Consider the following 3,264-nt stretch of genomic DNA (forward strand, 5'->3'; position numbering starts at 1 on the left):
GACCAATCTACCCAACGGGAGAGGATATCGGCACCAATTAACAAAACATTGCGGTAGACACCGGTGCGGATAAACTGTGCCGCCGTAACCAAGCCAAAAACGAAACCGGAACAGGCAGCAGTGAGGTCAAACGCCACTGCTTGCCTTGCTCCCAGTTGGGCCTGAATTTGACTGGCGCTGCCAAACAAGTCGTCAGCGGTGGAGGTAGCCAGAATAATCAGATCCAGTTCCTCCGCTGCGATCCCCGCCATTGCGATCGCCTCAGCAGCGGCAGCAGTAGCTAGAGAGCTCAGAGAGTCGGATGCTGCCGCCAGACGACGCTGACGGATGCCAGTGCGTGTAGTAATCCATTCATCAGAAGTCTCCACCAATTGAGCGAGACTCTGATTATCGAGATAAGCCGTCGGTGTAGCCGCACCGCTGCCTGTGATGGCAATACCAAACCCTGATTGTTGCAACATTATTCTCCATCAGCCGTTGGTGCAGCACTTTTTTGATAACTCGACTGAATGCGATCGAGTACGCGGTTATCGATCGCTTCTTTAGCCAAGCGAATCGCGTTAAAAATAGAAGGAGCTTGAGAACTACCGTGGCTGATAATGCAAATTCCGGCAACGCCCAAAAGCAAACCGCCGCCGTGTTCCGCGTGGTCGATGCGCTGCTTGATTCGCTTCAGATTTGGTTTGAGCAAAGCCGTACCCAACTGTCCGTGCAATCCTTGAGGTAACTCCTCTTTCAGGATTTGCAGCATAATTTCGCCTACAGCTTCGGCAAATTTCAACAAGACATTGCCCGCAAAGCCATCGCAAACGATGACATCAAACCGACCGGAGAGAACGTCCCGACCTTCAGCATTACCGATGAAGGAAATTTTGGGATTATTTTCCAGCATCTCATGGGTGCGGATTGCCAAATCGTTACCTTTGGAAGGTTCCTCGCCGATATTGAGCAATCCCACTTTCGGCTCAGATACTCCCAGTACGTACTCGCTGTAAATCGAACCCATAACAGCAAACTGTTCCAAAAACTTGGGACGGCAGTCAACATTTGCGCCAACATCCAAAATCAGCACCGACTTGCCAGCGAGTATCGTTGGAAACACCGCGCCAATTGCTGGGCGATCGATTCCCCGCAGTCTTCCCAGACGCAGCAGTGCGGCTGCCATTGCCGCCCCGGAGTGACCGGCGGAAACCACTGCGTCAGCCCGTTTTTGCTTCACCAAGTCCATAGCAACGTTGATAGAAGCTTTGGGCTTGCGTTTTAAGCCGCTCAGGGGCTCCTCGTGCATTTCAATTGTGCCTTCAGCAGGCACAATTTCCAGCGGAAAAGAACTTGTGTGTTGTCCCAGGAAAGATTGGATTTGAGGCTCATCTCCCACCAGCAACACTTCCACGTCTAGTTCTTCCCTTGCCCTCAGAGCGCCTGCGACGATTTCGGCGGGTGCGTGATCCCCACCCATAGCGTCAATTGCAATCCGTGCGCGAGTCGAGCCCATTGATCGATGTGATAGAAACCTCAAAGATTTTACCAGATGGCTCACACCCAAACATCACACAACTTACTGTATTTGAGCGATCGCTCTATTAGGCTGCCGGGGGAGAAAACCTCTTTTTGCTGGCAAAGTTAGTCTTACTTTCGACTGCGCGATCGAGTAAACCTGGTTTTGATACCCAAAGGACGGATATTATTACTCATCTGGGTATTGGCGATCGATTGTGGGTGATGGATAATTTTTCCGCCTATGAGCCTCTGCCTCTCTTTTTTGAGCGATCGCTCATGCTCCCAGCCCGATTCAGTGTAAAGGATGGTCAAAAATGCTGGAATTATTTAGCACTGGGTTAATGTCTGCATGGCTTTCGATGGCAGGAATGGAACGCTCCCAGCTAGATGCTGTGCAGGCCCTGACATGGCCCGGTACACCTGGGTTTGTGTTACCGGCGGCTCCAGAACCGACAACCGCGATCGCATTGCAGCAATACCTAAAAGAACTGTCGAAAAAAGGTTCGACGACCAATTCGCAGGGTGTGTGGATTCAGTCTGGGCCCGTGTTGCTGTCCAGCAATCAGGGTACGGTGCCCCTGCCAGCTGCCTCTTTAACCAAAATTGCCACTTCTTTGGCCAGTTTGAATACCTGGTCTCCTTCTCATCAGTTTGAAACGCTTTTTGCCGCCACTGGGCCGATAAAAAATGGTGTATTGCAAGGGGATTTGGTAGTCATCGGCAGTGGCGATCCGCTGTTCATTTGGGAAGAAGGGATCGCTGTCGGTAATGCGCTCAACCGTCTTGGTATTAAGCGCGTTGCTGGCAATTTGGTGATTAAAGGCAATTTTTATATGAATTACACCGTTACAGCAGCTGTGGCGGGTCAAATGCTTAGAGAAACGCTAAATGCTAAGAGTTGGTCAAAAGGAACTACGTTCAGATATCATTTCTCGATGCCCAAGGGAACCCCCAAACCGTTCTTAGCGATCGCAGGTGGCGTGAAAGTTCTCTCTGCCCAAAATTCCCAGGGTGGCAGTAATAATTCGCAACAAATTTTATTATTGCGTCACCGCTCTCTTACTTTGGCGCAAATCTTGAAGCACATGAATGTTTACAGCAATAACGAAATGGCACAGATGCTGGCTACTGCTTTGGGAGGCGCTGCTGTTGTACGAGAGCTTGCTGCTGAAGCAGCTGGAGTTCCCCAGTCGGAAATTCTGTTGGTGAACGGATCTGGACTGGGAGCGGACAATCGCATTTCCCCCAGGGCAGTTTGTGCTATGTTACAAGCGATTCAACACAAGTTGCAGCCTGTAGGCTTAACCATTGCCGACTTATTTCCAGTTTCGGGTTTCGATCGCGACGGTACGATGATACATCGGCAGATACCGAATGCAGCAGTCGTAAAAACGGGTACTCTGCGGAATGTCAGTGCGCTAGCTGGGGTTTTTCCCACACGCGATCGCGGTTTGGTTTGGTTTGCTATCATCAACCGAGGCAACGATGTCCCGAATCTTCGCATGGGTCAAGATAGGTTTCTACAATCATTGATCCAGGAATGGGGCGCAGCATCAGATTTACCAAAAGTAGTTCTTCCCTCTCCCTCTAATTTCGGCGATGCCAGTCGTTTAGGAGCTACAGTTCGCAATGATATTCTGTTTGGAGGCTAGGGATTAGGGGCTAGGGATTAGGGGCTAGGGGCTAGGGAAAAGGGAGAGGGAAGAGGCAAGAGGGAAAAGGGAAAAGGGAAAAGGGAAAAGGGAAAAGGGAAAAGGCAAGAGG

3 protein-coding genes and 1 pseudogene are annotated in these 3,264 nt (G+C 50.6%); 2 read left to right on the top strand and 2 right to left on the bottom strand.

Annotation, left to right across the window (positions count from 1 at the left end):
• Positions 1-461: pseudogene (locus H6S82_RS25400) on the bottom strand (3-oxoacyl-ACP synthase); the annotation flags it as partial.
• A complete protein-coding gene (gene plsX / locus H6S82_RS25405) occupies positions 461-1,495 on the bottom strand; it encodes a phosphate acyltransferase PlsX (protein WP_190465940.1) in 1,035 nt (344 codons plus the stop codon). The pseudogene H6S82_RS25400 and the gene plsX, both read right to left, overlap by 1 nt.
• 116 nt (positions 1,496-1,611) lie before the next feature.
• Here plsX and H6S82_RS25410 point away from each other — a divergent pair, with 116 nt between their 5' ends.
• Both H6S82_RS25410 and H6S82_RS25415 read left to right on the top strand, forming a co-directional pair.
• Positions 1,612-1,842, top strand: a complete 231-nt coding sequence (locus H6S82_RS25410; protein WP_190465942.1) for a hypothetical protein — start codon at positions 1,612-1,614, stop codon at positions 1,840-1,842.
• Positions 1,815-3,152, top strand: a complete 1,338-nt coding sequence (locus H6S82_RS25415; RefSeq protein ID WP_190465945.1) for a D-alanyl-D-alanine carboxypeptidase — start codon at positions 1,815-1,817, stop codon at positions 3,150-3,152. The genes H6S82_RS25410 and H6S82_RS25415 overlap by 28 nt, the downstream gene beginning before the upstream one ends.
• Positions 3,153-3,264 lie beyond the last annotated feature (112 nt).

The sequence above is a fragment of the Planktothrix sp. FACHB-1355 genome (genome assembly GCF_014748295.1).
Lineage (GTDB): Bacteria > Cyanobacteriota > Cyanobacteriia > Cyanobacteriales > Aerosakkonemataceae > Aerosakkonema > Aerosakkonema funiforme_A.

What these genes read in the sequence shown, in the direction of transcription:
- plsX (WP_190465940.1), bottom strand. Translation starts at nt 1,495, where the DNA reads ATGGGCTCGACTCGCGCACGGATTGCAATTGACGCTATGGGTGGGGAT.
- H6S82_RS25415 (WP_190465945.1), top strand. Translation starts at nt 1,815, where the DNA reads ATGCTGGAATTATTTAGCACTGGGTTAATGTCTGCATGGCTTTCGATG.